The following is an 18,237-nucleotide window of genomic DNA, read 5'->3' on the forward strand; positions in this document are numbered from 1 at the left end:
GAATAAAATATGAGAGATTTAAAAAAATATGAAGGGGTCATTCCGGCCTTCTATGCTTGCTATGATGATCAAGGTGAGATTAGTCCGCAACGTGTGCGAGCTTTGGTAGAATATTTTCTCGTCAAAGGAGTTCAAGGATTGTATGTCAATGGTTCATCTGGTGAATGTATCTACCAAAGTGTTGCTGATAGAAAATTGATTTTGGAAGAAGTAATGGCAGTGGCAAAAGGGAAATTAACTATTATTGCTCACGTCGCTTGCAACAACACCAAGGATAGTATGGAGTTGGCGCGCCATGCAGAAAGCTTGGGAGTGGATGCTATTGCAACTATACCACCGATTTATTTTCGTTTGCCAGAATACTCGATTGCTCAATATTGGAACGCTATTAGCGCGGCTGCCCCACATACAGACTTTGTGATCTACAATATTCCGCAGTTGGCAGGTGTAGCTCTGACGTCAAGTTTATATAAAGAAATGCTCAAAAATGAACGTGTGATTGGCGTGAAGAATTCTTCTATGCCTGTCCAAGACATTCAAATCTTTGCAGCACTTGGTGGGGAAGATCACCTCGTCTTTAATGGGCCAGATGAACAATTTTTAGGCGGTCGCCTGATGGGAGCAAGAGCAGGCATCGGCGGAACATATGGGGCCATGCCAGAACTTTTCTTAAAGCTCAACCAATTGATTGCCGACAAGGAATTGGAGAGAGCAAAAGAATTACAATTTACCATCAACACTATTATCGGAAAATTAACTGCTGCACATGGAAATATGTATTCTGTCATCAAGGAAGTCTTGAAAATCAATGAAAGTCTAAACATTGGTTCTGTTCGTGCTCCGTTAACACCAGTGACAGACACAGATCGTCCGATTGTAGAAGAAGCAGCTCGCTTGATTCGTGTAGCTAAGGAAACGTTCTTGTAATAAAAAAGAGGTGGATTATGGGGAAATATGTTGCCATTGATATTGGTGGAACAAATATCAAATATGGTCTGATTGATGATACTGACACCTTGCTGGAAGCGCATGAAATCCCAACAGAGGCTCATAAGGGCGGTCCAGAAATTTTACACAAGGTAAAGGGAATTGTAGCACGTTATTTAGAACAAATTCCAGTTGCTGGGGTTTGTATCTCCTCAGCCGGAATGGTCGATCCAGATAAAGGAGAAATCTTTTATGCTGGCCCTCAGATTCCAAATTATGCTGGTACTCAGTTCAAGAAAGTGGTAGAAGAAACATTTGCCGTTCCTTGTGAGATTGAAAACGATGTCAATTGTGCTGGCTTAGCGGAAGTCATGTCCGGGAGTGGAAAGGGCACGAATATTGCGATTTGTTTGACGATTGGGACGGGTATCGGCGGTTGTTTGCTGGTGGATGGTCAGGTTTTTCATGGTTTTAGTAATTCAGCTTGTGAAGTCGGTTATGTGTATCTATCAGATGGTGCATTCCAAGATGTGGCTTCAACGACTGCCTTGGTCAATTATGTAGCAAAACTTCACGACGAAGAACCTGCTATGTGGAATGGACGGCGCATTTTCAAGGAAGCAACAGAAGGAAATGCACGCTGTATCCAAGGTATTGACCGCATGGTCAACTATCTGGGACAAGGGATTGCGAATATTTGCTATGTAGTCAATCCAGAAGTGGTGATTTTGGGTGGTGGTATTATGGGTCAAGAGGCGATCCTCCGCCCTCGAATTGAAGCGGCCATGAAATCTTGTTTGGTACAAAGTATCGCTGAAAAGACCAAACTTGCTTTTGCTCACCATCAAAATGCAGCTGGTATGTTTGGAGCTTATTATCACTTTAAAAATAAGCATCCTTAACGGAAAACTTCCTATAATGAAAACGAGCAAATCCTTCAGTGAGGAGCTGCTCGTTTTTGTTTGATGCATTATTTATGTCGCCTATAATAGCCATTTAATTTTTGATTTTCCCAAAAGCTGTTGAATATTTTTTCTTTTCTTTCTCGGTCAATTTCTAAGAAAAAGGCATAAAGGAGGTCAATCATCAGTAGCATAGGAAATTGTGCTGAAATGCGTAAAATATATTCTGGCTTGTTTTGAGTAGCGACGGTGATGATTTCGGTAAAGGTTTCTTTGACTTTGTTGGAGTGACCTGTTACTAATACTGTTTTGGCCCCCATTGTTTGAGCATCAATGAGACTATTGATGATAGATTGTGTCCCTCCGGACAAAGAAAATCCAATAACCAAGCAATTTTCGTCTAAGATACTCGTTGTCCAAGCAAACCCATCTTGATCTGTCAAGGCTTCGCAGATAACACCAAGTCGCATGAACCGCAATTTCATGTCACGCGCGACGAGACCAGAGCTTCCAGTTCCAAAGAAATAGACGCGATCAGCTACTTCGATGAGATTAGCAACGCGCAGTAGTTTGTCTTCATCAATCAATTCTTCAGTTTGTTGCTGAATTTGAGTATAATTTCGTAGAACTCTACGAGATAGGTCGTTTTGTAAATGTTCTGTTTGCTCAATACTACCTTGCAATTGGTGAATATATTGAAAATTAAACTCTCTATAGCCTTTAAATCCGCATTTTTTTGCAAAGCGAGTCAATGCTGCTTGGGAGATGTAGAGAGTTTGCGCAACTTTTTGTGAGGAAAGATCGTCGTAGATACTAGAAGGGTTTAAAAAGTAGTTTGCAATCCGCTTTTCTAACTCGGTCATACTATCAAAATGGCTTTCAATCCTCGCCATGATACGTTGCGTATTTTTCATACAAACACTATCTCCATTGCATTACTATATAACAATTTGTTACTTATGTAGTTATATTATAACATGCTTTTTTAAGATAAGGTTGGATTGGAATTGTAAATTTATTGAAAGATTTTATCGAAGTGATGTGTAAACCAAATTAATGATATAATAAATGTAAGCGTATAAATGAGGAGGTTGATTTAAAAAATTAGTAGTTGATAGATCTTGTCTCCAACGACTAATAAAAAACTATTTGACATTCAATTTCACAAAAGAAAATTTAAATGGGGATTGAATATAATGTAATAAAGCTAAATCTTCATTTCGGACTTTTCCAATTATAGTCTGTCGTTCGTCTAATGGAAGGTTGCAAAGACAAATTTCTAATTCTTTTTTATAGCGTAAAAATTTTTCATTGGCAATGACAATATCGCCGAGATGTCGTTGCTGAATTGCTCCTGATAGCTTAAATTGCTTTAGTTGTTGTCGCGAATAAGCTGCTCGAATAACATAATCGCTACTATCTAGTCGATTTTCAAAAATCATATGATACAAGGGAGAAGGGACAGCGGCTTCTAATGGAATAACCTCTTTTGCTAGGAAAGAAAATTTACTTAGTGAGGAGGCAGAGAGGGCATTATCCCCTATACAAATGTAGTCGCATTCAGCAGCTACTAAGCATTCAAGAGCAGCTTGCAGAGGTTTTATATGGCGGTGTTCTTCAATAGTTGGCAAACCTTCAAAAATCGGTAATCTTTTTATTTCTCCTGGAATAAACGCAATAACAGGGATATTATACTGGTGTAATTGCTGATTGAATTGTTTCACTTTGTGAAGGCTCAATCCTGTATATGGTTTGGGGTAATAATTATGGCAGGCAATTAACTGGCTTGTTTTTAGTCCCTGTATTTTTAGACGACTGATTTTTTGAGATGTAAGAGTGGATGCATTCAAAACAATTTTAAAATGATTTGATAATATTACGATCTCAGAATCAGTAATGCCATCATCAATCCGCAGGGCAACAATTCCGAGTTTCTTTAATCCATCAATTCCGAAGCTATCTAAAACTTGACGATTAATGTCTACAAAGGTATGAATAGAATGTTCCTGACATTCTTGAAGCAGTGGACGTATTTTATTCGATTGGTCTGTTTCTTCAAGAAGATTTAATGATGTGAAAGCAAATGAGAAACCTGCCTTTTTATAATCTCTTATCCACTGTTTGCTGTCTGCTAAATTGTTGGATGTATAAAGGGAAAAGCCTAAAGGAGTGTTAAACGTCTGGTCAGTTGTATATTGCATTGATTCGCTCCTCGTCCACACCAAAGAACCAGGTGATCACAAAGCCAGCTAAGTAGGCACCAAGCATTGCAATAACAAATTGGATTTGTGTGCCAGGCACCATTATTAACAAACCAAATAAGCCTGATACCCCTTGAGTGACAGTACCTAAGTGGAATAATACAGCTAAGATACCACCAAAGCCAGAACCAAGACATGCTGTGATAAATGGCTTCCCAAGAGGTAGAGTGACAGCGTACATTAGCGGTTCACCAATTCCTAGTATTCCAACTGGTAAAGAGTCGCGCGTGATTTGTTTTAATTTTTTGTTTTTCGTTTTCAGATAAAGAGCAAGACCTGCCCCCACTTGTCCGCCCCCAGCTGTCATTAAAATTGGAAGCAGATAGTTAATCCCTGAGGTTGGTCCAGATGGATTGTTGAGGAGAACATGGATAGGGGTGAGTGCTTGGTGTAGTCCTACTGAAACAAGAGGTAAAAATCCTGCTGATAAGAGATAACCTCCAAGGACACCTAATTTTTCATAGAAGAAGTTTAAAGTAGTAAAAATACTTCCCGTAATCACCTCACCAAGTGGTTGAATGATCAGCAAAGCTAAAAACCCACCAATAATGACTGTCATAAGTGGTGTGAGAAATGTATCAAGAAAATCTGGCGTAAATTTTCTGATGGTGCGTTCTAAATAAGCAAATAAAATACCGCCAAATAAAGCCGCTAATAAACCACCGATTCCGGTTGAATAAGCTTTGTTTACAAGAGGAAGTAAAATCCCTTTTGTTAGTAATGGCATAGAGGGAACACTTACATACATAGCGCCAGCAATTGCACCTAAAATTGGACTACCTTTAAATTCTTTTGCAGCATTCATGCCAACAAAGATTGGTAGAAATGTAAATAATCCCCAACTCATTGTCCGAATACATTGATACCACCATGCCATGGCAAAGGCATTTCCCGTTGAAGCATTGATGATGTTGGTGATGCCATTAATCATTCCTGCAGCGATGATTCCTGGTAATAAAGGGATGAAAATATTGGCTATTTTTTGCAAAAAGCGTTGTAGTGGTTTGTCATGCTTCTGCTTATTAGCACTTTTATTGATTTTGGTGAGATTTTCAACATCGATAGTTTCGTCTATGCTTCCGAGAGGAAGATGAGAGAGTTCCGCAAATGCTTGAGCTACTTTAGTAACAATGCCAGGCCCAAAAATAATCTGCAAAGTATCCGCTTCTACAACGCCTAAAACGCCATCAATTTTCTTTAATTTTTCAATGTTAGCCAATTCAGGGTTTTTAAGTCCTAGTCTTAACCGAGTCATGCAATTGGCATTACTTTTTATATTATTGGATCCGCCAACATTGTTTAAAAGTTCAGTTGCCACTTGTTCAACATTCATGGGTATTCTCCTTTTCTTGTAATAAAGTCTCAATAGACAGCGCAATGTTTTGGTGATTTTCAAGTAACATATTTTCCGCTTGCTCTGTAGTTAAATGACCTAATTGCATCAAAATCGCAAGTTTTACGTTTCCTTTCGCTTTTTCAAATATATCTCTTGCTTCCTGTGAGTTGGCACCGGTTGTTTTCTGAATAATTCTCTGGGCTCTTTCCACAAGTTTTTCATTTGTTGGTTTCACATCGACCATATAACCTTTATATATTTTACCAAGACGGATCATGCTAGTAGTAGAAATCATATTTAAAATTAATTTTTGTGCAGTTCCTGCTTTCATTCTACTTGATCCAGTGATTACTTCCGGACCGACTAAAACCTCTATGGGATAATCTGAAATAGTAGAAATTTCGGCATTTTTTACACAGGAGATGGAACCTGTTTGGGCATTTTGCTCATGGGCATACTTGAGTGCTGCTGTTACATAAGGTGTCCGACCTGAAGCTGTTAATCCGATAACCATATCTTTATCTGATAATTTGAGCTTACTTAAGTCTATTTTAGCCGCTTGCCTATCATCTTCTGCTCCTTCTTGAGCAAGGTGAATAGCTCTGTTTCCTCCTGCTATAATCCCTTGGACTAAGTCAGCTTCTACTCCATAAGTAGGCGGACATTCTGAAGCATCTAAAATTCCTAAACGTCCAGATGTCCCAGCTCCTACATAAATGATTCTACCTCCTTGCTGCAATTGAGAAATAGTAGCATCAATTAAGCTATTAATTGCCGGTAGGGCTTGTGCTACTGCTAAAGGTACTTTTTGATCCTCTTGATTGATATAAGATGTAATCTGTTTGGTGGTCATTTTTTCAATCTCGAACGAATCAGGATTTGCTTGTTCAGTATTGAGCTGGTCAATATCCATTTATAAGCTCCTTTCATTTTTGTAAACGCTTACTTCAATCATATTATAAAACAAAAGTTATAAAATTTCAATATTTATCTAAAAAAATGTAAAATAGTAACAAAGGAAGTGAAATTATATGGCGATCATACATAATCAAATAAGCGGTTTAACAAAAGCAGAACAAAAATTGTTAAATTATATAGAAAAGAACCTCTTGCACATTGAAGAATTAACTATTCGGAATTTAGCAGAACAAGCAGAAGTGTCAACTGCTACAGTGAGTAGATTGGCGAAAAAATTCGGCTATTCAAATTTTGCTAAGTTTAAATTAGAATTATCAAAAACCAAGTATGATAATTTGTATAATGGTAGTATTCTGTCCAATGATAGTTTGAGTGATTTAGTGCTAAAATTAGCAAGTTCTTACACAGAATCAATCAAGCAGACAGTGGAGCTTCTAAAAATCGAAGAGCTGGAACAAGCGAGTACTTTACTAAATCAAGCAAGTAAAATTTATCTGTTTGGGGTAGGTGCATCTGGAACAGTATGTAGTGATTTTTATTATAAGTTAAATAGGATTGGAAAAAACTGTGTGTATGTCCAGGATAGTCATGTTCAAATGGCCAGTATTGCTTCAGCAAGTAGTAAAGATTTAGCAATTGGAATAAGCTATAGTGGATTGACAAAGGAGGTTGTTGCTCCACTACAATTTGCAAAAAAACAAAGAGTATTCACGATTGCCATTACAGGTGTTGGGATAAATCCGCTGACGCAGTTAGGGGATCTTGTATTTCGTGTTCCTAAACATGAACAAGAGGTGAGAGTGGGAGCTATTGACTCTAGAAACAATACTTTATTTTTAACAGACCTGCTGTATCTTGCTATGATTCAAAAGGATAGTGAGCAATTAGGAAGGTTATTAGAAGATACACAATTATTAACCAAGTCTTTGAAATATTAGACGATAATTAGGTTATTTGTGCTATCATTGTAAAAGATTGTTATTGATGGATGCATTAAGATATAAAAATTACTGAAGGAATAATTGTTTTTGACATTAGAGAATCTAGGGGTAAATCTTAGATTCTTTATTTTAACTAAAATAAGTAAGAGAAGAGGGCTAAAATATTTGACTATTCAGATAGTCAAATATTTTAAGTTGTTTTTTTGCTATGATGCCGTATTTTGAGTAAGTGGTTGTGATGGAGAATTAACGAAGCTTTCAGAAATGATACAAGCAGATGAAAAGTAAAAGGAAATAAGGCTGGTCTAACAAATGGTAGTGTTTCGTGTAAAATAATTCTTGTTTGCAAAGAAAAGGAATAAAACTCTGTGACGAATGGTTTGAAAATGTGTTATAATTTACACAAGTAAACGTTACAGCCATTGTATGATACAAAGGAGGTGCAAGATATGACGAACGCTACTCTTGAGCAAATGCAAGAAATTGAGCGAGCAGCAGACGAAGTACTAGCTGGTTATCAACATCAGATTCGGGAGTTGCAAAACCAAGCTGCCAGTGATTTGAAGCAACTAGGGCGAGCCTATGATGAAGAAAAACAACAGTTGCTTATTGAGTTAAAGGAACAATCTGAAAAAGAGATTGCTAGCTTGACACAAGACTTGGAAAAAACGAAACAAGAGAACGAAGAAAAAGTCCAAGCAGCTTTGTCAAATAAAAAAGAGGCGTTACTGCAAATGATTGTAGACAGGGTGGTAGAAAAATATGGCAATTAGTCAGATGCAGGAGTTGTCGCTGCTGTTGCCAAGAGAATTGTTGGATGAAATCCTTTCCTATCTGCAAAATCTCCAATCGGTTGAAATTCAGGATTTACAAGCAAAAGAGACCTGGAAAGGTGCTTTTGAGAAAGAGTTAGTGTGGAATCCTGATACATCTTTTTCGGAACATCTTCAAGCTTTGACTCGGCGGCAGGAAAAACTCGCACGTATGATTGAAAACCTGCAAGCATTTGTTCCTAAGAAAAAAATGCTGGAATCATTGAAGGAAGCTCCGTTGGAAACAAGCTTTGTCAGTTTAGAACAGGTGGGACAAGCGCGTGACGAAGAAGCGTTTCTTGCGGCGATTCAGCAACAATTTCAAGTATTGGCAAGAGCACAAGAAGCCAAAGAAACGGCTCAGTCGGAAGTGGCGGAGTTGGAAAAATGGGCAAGTTTAGACGTTACTCCAGTAGCACTTAAGCAATTTAAACATCTTCGTGCGTTTGTGGGAACCATTCCAACTAGTGGAAACAATCAGTTCAATATTCGATTGCAGGATTATCCCAATCTGGAAGTTCGAGAGGTTTTTACTAGCAGTACAGAAAAAGGAATCCTTGTGTTATGCAAAGCAGAAATTGCTAAGGAAACCCAAGCAGTTTTGACAGAACTTGGTTTCAAGCTGTTTGAATATGCTTTTGAGGAATTGCCAAAGGAGCGTTTGGTAGCATTACAAGCGATGATAAAAGAGCAAGAAGCACTCATAACCTCAATAAAAATACAACTGGCGTCTTCAAATGAAGAATTAAAACAACTCAAGTATCAGTTGGATTATGTATTGAATTTAACTTCTCGTCAAGAAAGCAAGGAAGCTCTTGCTAGTACACAGAATTTGGTTGCCTTAGAGGGCTGGATTGAGCAGGAGCAGATAGAAGATTTGAGAATGGGACTCACGCAGCAATTTGGTGGTGCTGTCTTGCTTCAAATCCATGAAATGACGGTAGCTGATCGACAGCGCGTGCCGACAAAACTCAAAAACAATGCGCTGATTGAGCCGTTTGAGTTGGTAACGGAAATGTATTCACTGCCGAAGTACGAAGACAAAGATCCAACACCCGTTGTGTCGCTGTTTTATTTTATCTTTTTTGGTATGATGGCAGCTGATATTGGTTATGGTTTGTTGCTCTTTGGTGGAACAAGTTGGGCTTTGAAGGCCCTACATATCAAGCCAAATCTGGCTAAGAATTTACGCTTTTTTAGAATTTTAGGAGTCGGTGTTGCACTCTGGGGAGTCATCTACGGTTCATTCTTTGGTTTCAAATTGCCTTTTGCAGTTGTTGATACTAGTACGGATGTGATCACCATTCTAATTATGTCGGTCGTGATTGGGTTTATTACAGTCATGACAGGGCTTTACCTCAGTGGCGCAAAGAATATTCGCATGAAAGATTATGCGGAAGCCTATAATTCAGGCTTTGCTTGGATGCTGATTCTCGTCGGGCTGGTCTTATTAGCAGCGGGCCGATTATTCCCATCGCTTGCTATTGCTGGTTTGATCGGACAATGGCTTGCTATTATAAATGCTGTGGGTATTGTACTCGTTTCTATTATCAGCGCTAAGAGTTTGAAAGGATTGGGGCCCGCATTGTTTAATTTATACAATATCAGCGGTTATGTGGGCGACTTAGTGAGTTTCACGAGACTTATGGCTTTGGGTCTTGCAGGTGCGAGTATTGGTTCAGCCTTTAACTTAATTGTTAGTCTCTTTCCTCCTTTTGCTCGCTTCAGTATTGGTATTGTGCTATTTATTGCCCTTCACAGTATCAATATGTTCCTCTCCTTTTTATCAGGCTATGTACACGGAGCACGTTTGATTTTTGTTGAATTTTTTGGAAAATTCTACGATGGTGGTGGAAAAGCCTTTAAACCTTTGAAACCAGCAGGGAAATATGTTCGCTACAAAAAGTAGTTCAGCGAAATTGTTTTAATTGCTCAGACAGAATTTTATACCATTGACAATTAGAACAATCAAACAAATAGTATTTACTATTAGAAATGGAGTTTATTTATGCAAGCTTTTTCATCTTATTTTTCAACTTATGGTGGTGCCTTTTTCGCAGCACTAGGTGTGGTTCTGGCGATTTTTCTTAGTGGTATTGGTTCTGCGCGGAATGTCAGCTCGACTGGTCAGGCTGCGGCAGCATTGTTAAAAGAACAGCCCGAGAAATTTGTTAGCGCTTTGATTTTGCAGTTGTTGCCAGGTACGCAAGGTTTGTATGGTTTTGTTATTGGAATTTTAATTTTCTTTAAAGTTCAATCCGAAATGGCTCTCCAAACAGGCTTGGCACTCTTTTTTGCCGCACTGCCAATCGGAATTGTTGGTTATTATTCCGCTAAATATCAAGGAAATGTAGCGACAGCAGGCATGCAGATTTTGGCAAAACGTCCTGAAGACGTAATGAAAGGAGTAATCCTTGCTGCCATGGTCGAAACCTATGCTATCCTTGCCTTTGTTGTGTCTCTTTTAATGGTTTTGAATGTGAAATGAAAATGAGACAGTTTTTAGGGTCTTGAACCATCTGATTTCATAGAAGGAGGCAGATATGGGATTTGAATCTCAATTGAGGGATTCGGTTTTAGAGCAGGCACATGAAAATGGGCGACAGTTAGTAGCTAATGCCCAAGCAACCCTTGACCGCGAAACTAAAGAACAAAAAGCACGGCTGAAACAAGAAAAAATGCAACAACGTGAGCAAGAAGTAATAGTGCTAAAACGTCAGGTACAGCGTAAAGTGCAGCAACTTGAAAATGAAAAACGTCAATCTACTTTGGCGACCAAGCAACGGATTTTGAAAGAATTATTTGCAGGAGCTTATGAGCAGATGGCGGCTTGGTCGCTCAAACAAGAACAGGCTTTTTTGGAGCAGATCTTAAAAAAGTATCCTCAAGAAGAGCTGGTTTTGACATTTGGTTCACGAACATTTGGTAAATATTCAGCCGTTCAATTAGAACAATTGTTAGAGCGTTATCCGCAAGTGAAATTAGCTTCTTCACCTGTGAGTGGAGAAGCGGGTTTTCTCCTTTCGCAAGGGAATGTTGATGATAACTATCTCTACCGTTATTTGGTGGATTCTTTATGGCAGGAGGAAAGCTATCAGCTCGCTCAGGCTATTTTCCAAGATAAAGAAGAGTAAGGAGACTGTTCATGAATGACAATACTTTCGCACAAGTTAATACGGAAATTAGTATTCATGAGAGTAGTTTCTTAAGTCCTGCGCAGTATGAGCAGTTGTTGCGAGCTTCAACTTCTGAAAGTCGATCAGCAGCTTTGGAAGGGACAGCATATAATCCGAATCATGAACAACTAACTGACTTAAATACGATTGAGAGATTTCTCATGAAGCATTTGTTTGCAGAGTATACATGGGCTTTTGAAGTCAGTCCAGAATCTGCTTTGGTGGAGTTTTTCACGCTTAAATATACCTATCATAATCTTAAAGTGTTGCTTAAGCACAAGGCAACAGGCTTAAATTTAAAGCATCTGTTGATTCCTGTCGGGTCATATTCGTTAGACATGCTGGAGCAGCTGATTACAACTTTTTCTGCGGAATACTGTCCCAAATTGATGGTGGATGAAATAGAAGCAACTTGGGCAGAATACCAGGATTACCAAGATGTGCGTGTTTTGGAAATCGGAATGGACCTAGCTTATTTCGCACACTTAAAAAGGTTGGAATCTGAATTTGAAGATGAGCGGCTTAAGCAGTTGGTGCGGTTGACGATTGATTTTTACAATGCAACAACGGTGCAGCGTGCCATTCGTCACCAAAAACCGCATAGTTTTATGACACAACTCTTATCTGATGATGGGTCTTTGACAAGTGCAGAGTGGATTGAGTTAGCAGAAAAAGGGCAACTAACGAACTGGTTTTCTCAAGTAAACCCATTAGAATTTGATGCAGAATTGCGCTCTTATGAAGAAAAAATGCATTTGGGGAAGCTGACAAATCTTGAACTGGAATATTTAGCAGACTTGGTTCCGTTTAAACTCTTAGAGCAAGGACAATTTGAAACAAGTGGTCCACTTCCATTAGCTCGCTATTTATTGGGAAAAGAGCTAGAAGTGAAAAATCTTCGACTTATTTTGACCGGTTTGACAAATCAGCTTCCAGTAGAAATCATTAAAGAAAGGATGAGACCAATTTATGGCCAGTAAAACTTATAAAATTGGTGTGGTAGGAAATCGTGATGCCATTCTACCTTTTCGTCTAATTGGTTTTCAGACTTTTCCAGTCACAGGAGCAGCTGAGGCTGTGAATGCTTTACGCCGACTGAGCCGAGAAGATTTTGCCATTATTTATTTGACAGAGGATGTGGCTGCAGAAATCCCTGAAACATTGGCTTACTATGATAAGCAAGTATTGCCGGCGATTATTTTAATCCCGACTCATAAAGGAATAATGGGATTAGGACGGGGACGCATTCGTGAGAATGTAGAAAAAGCAGTCGGACAAAATATTTTAAATTAGAAGGAGCAAGACTTGAGTCAAGGAAAGATTATAAAAGTTTCAGGTCCTTTGGTGGTTGCTTCTGGAATGCAGGAAGCGAACATTCAGGATATTTGTCATGTAGGTAATTTGGGCTTGATTGGGGAGATCATCGAGATGCGTCAAGATGAGGCTTCTATTCAGGTATACGAAGAAACCTCTGGTCTTGGGCCAGGAGAACCAGTAGAAACAACAGGGAGTCCGTTATCAGTTGAGTTGGGGCCAGGGCTGATTTCGCAAATGTTTGATGGCATTCAACGTCCTTTGGCACGCTTTCAAACGGTGACACAGAGTGATTTTCTGGTACGTGGAGTTCAGCTGCCTAATCTGAATCGTGAGACTAAGTGGGACTTTGTACCTTGTCTAGCTGTCGGCGATGAAGTCCAAGCTGGAGATATTCTAGGCACCGTTCAAGAAACCGAGCTGGTAGTGCATCGTATTCTGGTACCAGTTGGTGTTAGTGGTCGGCTGACGGCTATTGAAGCTGGTAGCTTCACGGTCGAGGAAGCAGTCTATGAAGTTGAGCGTGCGGATGGTTCTGTCTTTGTCGGTAGTCTCATGCAGAGGTGGCCAGTCCGGAGAGGCCGTCCATTTGCTCAAAAGCTAATCCCAGAGGAACCTTTGGTGACGGGTCAACGCGTGATTGATACCTTTTTCCCAGTCACTAAGGGCGGGGCTGCTGCTGTTCCTGGCCCATTTGGAGCTGGCAAGACCGTTGTTCAGCATCAAGTTGCCAAATTTGCTAATGTGGACATCGTGATTTATGTTGGTTGTGGCGAGCGGGGAAATGAAATGACGGATGTCTTAAATGAATTTCCAGAGCTAATCGATCCAGTAACTGGTCAGTCAATTATGCAACGAACCGTTCTGATTGCGAACACATCCAACATGCCAGTTGCGGCGCGTGAGGCTTCTATCTATACAGGAATTACAATTGCTGAGTACTTCCGAGATATGGGCTACTCTGTGGCCATTATGGCAGATTCGACCTCACGTTGGGCAGAAGCTCTGCGGGAAATGTCCGGGCGTTTGGAAGAAATGCCGGGCGATGAAGGCTATCCTGCCTATCTCGGCAGTCGGATTGCTGAATATTACGAACGAGCTGGTCGGGTGAAAACCTTAGGTAGTGACGAGCGTGAGGGAAGTATTACTGCAATTGGTGCCGTTTCCCCTCCAGGAGGAGATATTTCGGAGCCCGTCACGCAAAATACTCTACGGATTGTCAAGGTCTTCTGGGGATTGGACGCTCAGTTGGCACAACGTCGTCACTTTCCGGCTATCAACTGGCTTAGTTCTTACTCACTTTATCTAGATGAGGTAGGGCACTATATCAATCAACATGAACAGTTGGCTTGGTCAGAAAAGGTAACCAAGGCAATGAATATTCTTCAAAAAGAGAGTGAACTACAAGAAATCGTACGGTTGGTTGGCCTGGATTCGCTGTCTGAAAAGGATCGTCTTACCATGAATACAGCAAAAATGATCCGTGAGGACTACCTGCAGCAGAATGCTTTTGACGAAGTGGATACCTACACTTCCTTTAAAAAACAAGTGGCTCTTCTTACTAATATCCTAACGTTTGATGAAGAAGCTAACCGTTCTTTGAATTTAGGTGCCTATTTTACTGAGATTATGAACGGTACTGTGGAGTTGAGAGATCAGATTGCCCGCTCTAAATTTATCCCAGAGGATCAGTTGGAAGCAATTCGCAGTTTGGATACCGCTATTCGGGAAAAACTGCATGATATTCTTGCCCAAGGAGGAGCAACTAATGAACGTGATTAAAGAATACCGTACCGTCAGTGAAGTTGTCGGCCCTTTGATGATTGTGGATCGAGTAGAAGGGGTGCATTTCAATGAATTAGTGGAAATCCAACTCCATGATGGAACGAAGCGTCAAGGGCAGGTCTTAGAAGTGCAAGAAGATAAGGCGATGGTCCAGCTGTTTGAAGGCTCTAGCGGAATCAATCTAGGGAAAACTAAGGTGCGTTTTACTGGTCATCCTCTTGAGTTGCCAGTATCAGAAGGTATGGTCGGAAGGATTTTCAATGGGATGGGTAAGCCTATTGATGGTGGTCCAGATATTTTGCCTGAGAAATATCTGGACATTGACGGTCAAGCGATCAATCCAGTAGCAAGAGATTATCCTGATGAGTTCATTCAGACTGGGATTTCAGCTATTGATCACCTCAATACTTTGGTACGCGGCCAAAAACTGCCAGTCTTTTCTGGATCGGGCCTGCCTCATAAGGAATTGGCTGCTCAGATTGCTCGTCAAGCTACTGTGCTCAATTCAGAAGAAAATTTTGCAGTCGTTTTTGCAGCTATGGGGACAACCTTTGAAGAAGCTGAATTTTTTATGAATGACTTGCGGGAGACGGGGGCTATTGACCGCTCTATCCTCTTTATCAATCTAGCAAATGATCCTGCTATTGAGCGGATTGCGACACCACGAATTGCCTTGACGGCTGCCGAATACTTGGCTTATGAAAAGGACATGCACGTTCTCGTCATCATGACAGATATGACGAACTACTGTGAGGCCTTGCGAGAAGTATCCGCTGCTCGTCGAGAGGTGCCAGGACGCCGAGGCTATCCGGGTTATCTTTATACCAACCTATCCACTCTGTATGAGCGTGCAGGACGTTTGGTAGGGAAGAAAGGCTCGGTCACACAAATTCCAATTCTTGCCATGCCTGAGGATGATATCACTCATCCCATTCCTGATTTGACTGGTTACATTACTGAAGGTCAGATTATCCTGTCGCGTGACCTTTACAATAGTGGCTATCGTCCGCCGATTAATGTGTTACCGTCCCTTTCGCGCCTCAAGGACAAAGGTTCTGGCGAAGGAAAGACTCGGGGAGACCACGCGGCAACGATGAATCAGCTTTTTGCGGCTTATGCACAAGGTAAACAGGCCAAAGAATTAGCAGTTGTACTAGGAGAGTCTGCATTATCTGATACGGATAAGCTCTATGTACAATTTACTGAGCGATTCGAAAAAGAATATATCAATCAAGGATTTTATACCAATCGAACGATTGAAGAAAGCCTAGATTTAGGTTGGGAATTGTTGTCTATCTTGCCACGGACGGAGCTTAAGCGGATTAAGGATGATATGATTGACCAATATTTACCAGAAAGTAGGCGGCAAGCTTAAGGAGGTGAGCCGATGACTCGTTTGAATATCAAACCCACTCGAATGGAACTCAACAATCTAAAAGAGCGCTTGAAAACAGCTACTCGCGGTCATAAACTTCTCAAGGATAAGCGAGATGAACTGATGCGTCGTTTCATTGAAGCTGTTCGCGAAAATAATCGCCTTCGCCAAAAAGTTGAAGAAGCTCTAGTTGGTCATATGCAGGACTTTGTGTTGGCAAAAGCTTTGGAAAGTGACCTTATGGTGGAAGAAATTTTTGCTGTCCCTATGCGAGAAATCAATCTCCATATCGAACAGGAAAATATCATGAGCGTGCGAGTTCCTAAGATGCATGCCCATATTGCCAATCCTTACGGTGATGATGAGGGAGATGTAGTTTATAGCTACGTGGCATCCAACAGCCAGATGGATGAGACGATTGAAGATATGAGTAACCTATTGCCAGATCTTTTGCGCTTAGCAGAGATTGAAAAGAGCTGTCAGTTGATGGCGGATGAAATTGAAAAAACTCGCCGCCGGGTCAATGGCTTAGAGTATGCAACTATTCCAGATCTCATAGAAACCATTCATTATATCGAAATGAAGCTAGAAGAGGCTGAACGAGCTAGTCTAGTGAGAGTTATGAAAGTGAAATAATGATGGGAGAGTATTCAAAAAACTGAGGTAACCAAATAATGTTGTGTAATAAGTCGGTAGTGGGATACTCGATATTTAAAATCATTGTCACTGACATTCAGTTCTATGGCTGACAATGCGAATCAAAAAACAAAACGGACGATACTTTGATGAGTTGACGTCTGTTTTTCTTTTCGATGATTAGACGTGCAAGCAAGAAGAAACCAAAAGTTTACGCACGTTAGTATTTTCCATAGAAATGCGAGAATTTTCTGATAAGTCATGTTATAATAGAACAGACTACACGAAAGGGATAAAAATTTATGACTTTAGTTTATCAATCAACGCGTGACGCAAACAATACAACGACAGCCAGCCGAGCTATTTTGCAGGGATTGGCAACAGATGGCGGTCTCTTTACTCCAATTTCTTATCCTCAGGTCGAGTTGGATTTTGCAAAACTAAAAGATGCTTCCTATCAAGAAGTAGCAAAATTAATTTTATCTGCTTTCTTAGATGATTTCACAGATCAAGAGCTAGATGATTGTATTGCCCATGCTTACGATAACAAGTTTGATACGCCGAACATTGCTCCCTTAATCAAGCTAGATGGTCAGTACAATTTAGAGCTTTTTCATGGTTCGACCATTGCTTTTAAGGACATGGCCTTGTCCATCCTTCCGCATTTATTGACGACTGCAACGAAAAAGCATGGTTTGGAAAATAAAATTGTCATTCTGACGGCGACTTCTGGTGACACGGGTAAGGCGGCTATGGCCGGCTTTGCAGACGTTCCTGGGACCGAGATTATCGTCTTTTATCCGAAAGATGGTGTCAGCAAGGTTCAGGAGCTACAAATGACAACTCAGACAGGGGACAATACTCATGTAGTGGCTATTGAAGGGAATTTTGATGATGCTCAGACCAATGTCAAGCAGATGTTTAATAACGCTGTGCTTCGCAAAAAACTAGCAGAACACAAGTTGCAATTTTCTTCCGCCAACTCCATGAATATCGGGCGCTTGGTGCCACAGATTGTTTATTATGTCTATGCCTATGCACAATTGGTCAAAACCGATCAGATTCGAGCTGGTGAAGCAGTCAATTTTTCTGTTCCAACTGGAAACTTCGGTAATATCTTGGCAGCCTACTATGCTAAACAAATAGGTCTTCCAGTTGGCAAGTTAATCTGTGCTTCCAACGAAAATAATGTCTTGACAGATTTCTTTAAAACACATATCTATGATAAGAAGCGCTGTTTTAAGGTGACATCTAGCCCGTCTATGGACATTTTAGTTTCTTCAAATCTAGAACGCTTGATTTTCCACCTGTTAGGAAATAATTCCGAAAAGACAGCAGAGTTGATGACCAATCTCAAAAAACATGGTCAGTATGAGCTGACCAACTTTGACTCAGAAATGCTAGCACTCTTTGCGGCTGAATATGCCACAGAAGTGGAGACCGCAGCTGAAATCAAACGGGTTTATGAAACATCTAACTATATTGAAGATCCGCATACAGCAGTAGCATCAGCCGTTTATCAAAAATATCGGACCAAAACAGGTGATGACACGAAGACAGTCGTTGTTTCAACTGCCAGTCCTTACAAATTCCCAGTTGTTGCAGTCGAAGCTGTGACTGGACAAACCGGACTGAGTGATTTTGAAGCTTTGGCTCAGTTACATGATCTTAGTGGTGTGTCAATTCCAGCAGCAGTGGATGGCATCGAAACGGCTGAAGTCCGCCATAAAATGATTGTTGCTGCTGACCAGATGCAGGCAGCAGTAGAAAAGGATTTAGGGCTTTAACCATTTTCAACACTCAGAGGGACTTACCTGAGAGTTTTCGGCTTGTAAAAGTATGTAAACAGTCTAT

Annotated in this window: 17 protein-coding genes; 13 read left to right on the forward strand and 4 right to left on the reverse strand. The window is 40.4% G+C overall.

Annotated elements, in window-relative coordinates; translation table 11 throughout:
• Window positions 1-9: 9 nt before the first annotated feature.
• Both HMPREF1654_RS03005 and HMPREF1654_RS03010 read left to right on the forward strand, forming a co-directional pair.
• The gene (locus HMPREF1654_RS03005) at window positions 10-927 is read left to right on the forward strand and encodes a dihydrodipicolinate synthase family protein (RefSeq protein ID WP_003077468.1); all 918 of its coding nucleotides are present in this window, start codon (window positions 10-12) and stop codon (window positions 925-927) included.
• A 17-nt stretch (window positions 928-944) separates the two neighbouring features.
• Window positions 945-1,829 carry an ROK family protein gene (locus HMPREF1654_RS03010; RefSeq protein ID WP_003077592.1) on the forward strand — a complete coding sequence of 295 codons (885 nt, stop codon included), beginning with the start codon at window positions 945-947 and terminating at the stop codon, window positions 1,827-1,829.
• A 68-nt stretch (window positions 1,830-1,897) separates the two neighbouring features.
• On the opposite strand, the gene HMPREF1654_RS03015 is transcribed toward HMPREF1654_RS03010, so the two are convergent.
• The 4 genes from HMPREF1654_RS03015 to murQ form a co-directional block, all read right to left on the reverse strand.
• On the reverse strand, window positions 1,898-2,743 hold the full coding sequence (locus HMPREF1654_RS03015) for a MurR/RpiR family transcriptional regulator (RefSeq protein ID WP_003074926.1): 846 nt from the start codon (window positions 2,741-2,743) through the stop codon (window positions 1,898-1,900).
• A gap of 231 nt (window positions 2,744-2,974) precedes the next feature.
• On the reverse strand, window positions 2,975-4,030 hold the full coding sequence (locus HMPREF1654_RS03020; protein ID WP_003077584.1) for a MupG family TIM beta-alpha barrel fold protein: 1,056 nt from the start codon (window positions 4,028-4,030) through the stop codon (window positions 2,975-2,977).
• A complete protein-coding gene (locus HMPREF1654_RS03025; protein ID WP_003077685.1) occupies window positions 4,014-5,423 on the reverse strand; it encodes a PTS transporter subunit EIIC in 1,410 nt (469 codons plus the stop codon). The genes HMPREF1654_RS03020 and HMPREF1654_RS03025 overlap by 17 nt, the downstream gene beginning before the upstream one ends.
• Window positions 5,413-6,339 (reverse strand): N-acetylmuramic acid 6-phosphate etherase, encoded by a 927-nt coding sequence (murQ, locus tag HMPREF1654_RS03030; protein WP_003077785.1) that lies wholly within the window; start codon window positions 6,337-6,339, stop codon window positions 5,413-5,415. The genes HMPREF1654_RS03025 and murQ overlap by 11 nt, the downstream gene beginning before the upstream one ends.
• A 118-nt stretch (window positions 6,340-6,457) precedes the next feature.
• On the opposite strand from murQ, the gene HMPREF1654_RS03035 reads away from it, so the two are divergent.
• The 11 genes from HMPREF1654_RS03035 to thrC all read left to right on the forward strand — a co-directional run bounded on the left by HMPREF1654_RS03035 (window position 6,458) and on the right by thrC (window position 18,170).
• Window positions 6,458-7,282: a MurR/RpiR family transcriptional regulator gene (locus HMPREF1654_RS03035; protein ID WP_003077713.1), complete on the forward strand. Its 825-nt coding sequence runs from the start codon at window positions 6,458-6,460 to the stop codon at window positions 7,280-7,282.
• A 452-nt stretch (window positions 7,283-7,734) separates the two neighbouring features.
• On the forward strand, window positions 7,735-8,058 hold the full coding sequence (locus HMPREF1654_RS03040) for a hypothetical protein (protein ID WP_003074917.1): 324 nt from the start codon (window positions 7,735-7,737) through the stop codon (window positions 8,056-8,058).
• On the forward strand, window positions 8,048-10,006 hold the full coding sequence (locus HMPREF1654_RS03045; RefSeq protein WP_003077678.1) for a V-type ATP synthase subunit I: 1,959 nt from the start codon (window positions 8,048-8,050) through the stop codon (window positions 10,004-10,006). The genes HMPREF1654_RS03040 and HMPREF1654_RS03045 overlap by 11 nt, the downstream gene beginning before the upstream one ends.
• Before the next feature lie 99 nt (window positions 10,007-10,105).
• A complete protein-coding gene (locus HMPREF1654_RS03050; RefSeq protein WP_003077766.1) occupies window positions 10,106-10,585 on the forward strand; it encodes a V-type ATP synthase subunit K in 480 nt (159 codons plus the stop codon).
• A gap of 55 nt (window positions 10,586-10,640) precedes the next feature.
• Window positions 10,641-11,231 carry a hypothetical protein gene (locus tag HMPREF1654_RS03055; protein WP_003077573.1) on the forward strand — a complete coding sequence of 197 codons (591 nt, stop codon included), beginning with the start codon at window positions 10,641-10,643 and terminating at the stop codon, window positions 11,229-11,231.
• 11 nt (window positions 11,232-11,242) lie between these two features.
• Entirely contained in the window at window positions 11,243-12,253 is a 1,011-nt protein-coding gene (locus HMPREF1654_RS03060; protein WP_003077703.1) for a V-type ATPase subunit, read from the forward strand.
• Window positions 12,243-12,566, forward strand: a complete 324-nt coding sequence (locus HMPREF1654_RS03065) for a V-type ATP synthase subunit F (RefSeq protein WP_003077734.1) — start codon at window positions 12,243-12,245, stop codon at window positions 12,564-12,566. Before HMPREF1654_RS03060 ends, HMPREF1654_RS03065 begins: the two co-directional genes overlap by 11 nt.
• Before the next feature lie 12 nt (window positions 12,567-12,578).
• Entirely contained in the window at window positions 12,579-14,369 is a 1,791-nt protein-coding gene (locus tag HMPREF1654_RS03070) for a V-type ATP synthase subunit A (protein ID WP_003077847.1), read from the forward strand.
• Entirely contained in the window at window positions 14,356-15,747 is a 1,392-nt protein-coding gene (locus HMPREF1654_RS03075; protein WP_003077460.1) for a V-type ATP synthase subunit B, read from the forward strand. The genes HMPREF1654_RS03070 and HMPREF1654_RS03075 overlap by 14 nt, the downstream gene beginning before the upstream one ends.
• 12 nt (window positions 15,748-15,759) lie before the next feature.
• Window positions 15,760-16,383, forward strand: a complete 624-nt coding sequence (locus HMPREF1654_RS03080) for a V-type ATP synthase subunit D (RefSeq protein WP_003077697.1) — start codon at window positions 15,760-15,762, stop codon at window positions 16,381-16,383.
• A 302-nt stretch (window positions 16,384-16,685) separates the two neighbouring features.
• Complete coding sequence (thrC, locus tag HMPREF1654_RS03085; RefSeq protein WP_003077429.1) at window positions 16,686-18,170, forward strand: threonine synthase; 1,485 nt, start codon at window positions 16,686-16,688, stop codon at window positions 18,168-18,170.
• Window positions 18,171-18,237: the final 67 nt, after the last annotated feature.

Origin of the sequence: Streptococcus intermedius SK54 = ATCC 27335, assembly GCF_000413475.1 — a bacterium.
Classification (GTDB): domain Bacteria; phylum Bacillota; class Bacilli; order Lactobacillales; family Streptococcaceae; genus Streptococcus; species Streptococcus intermedius.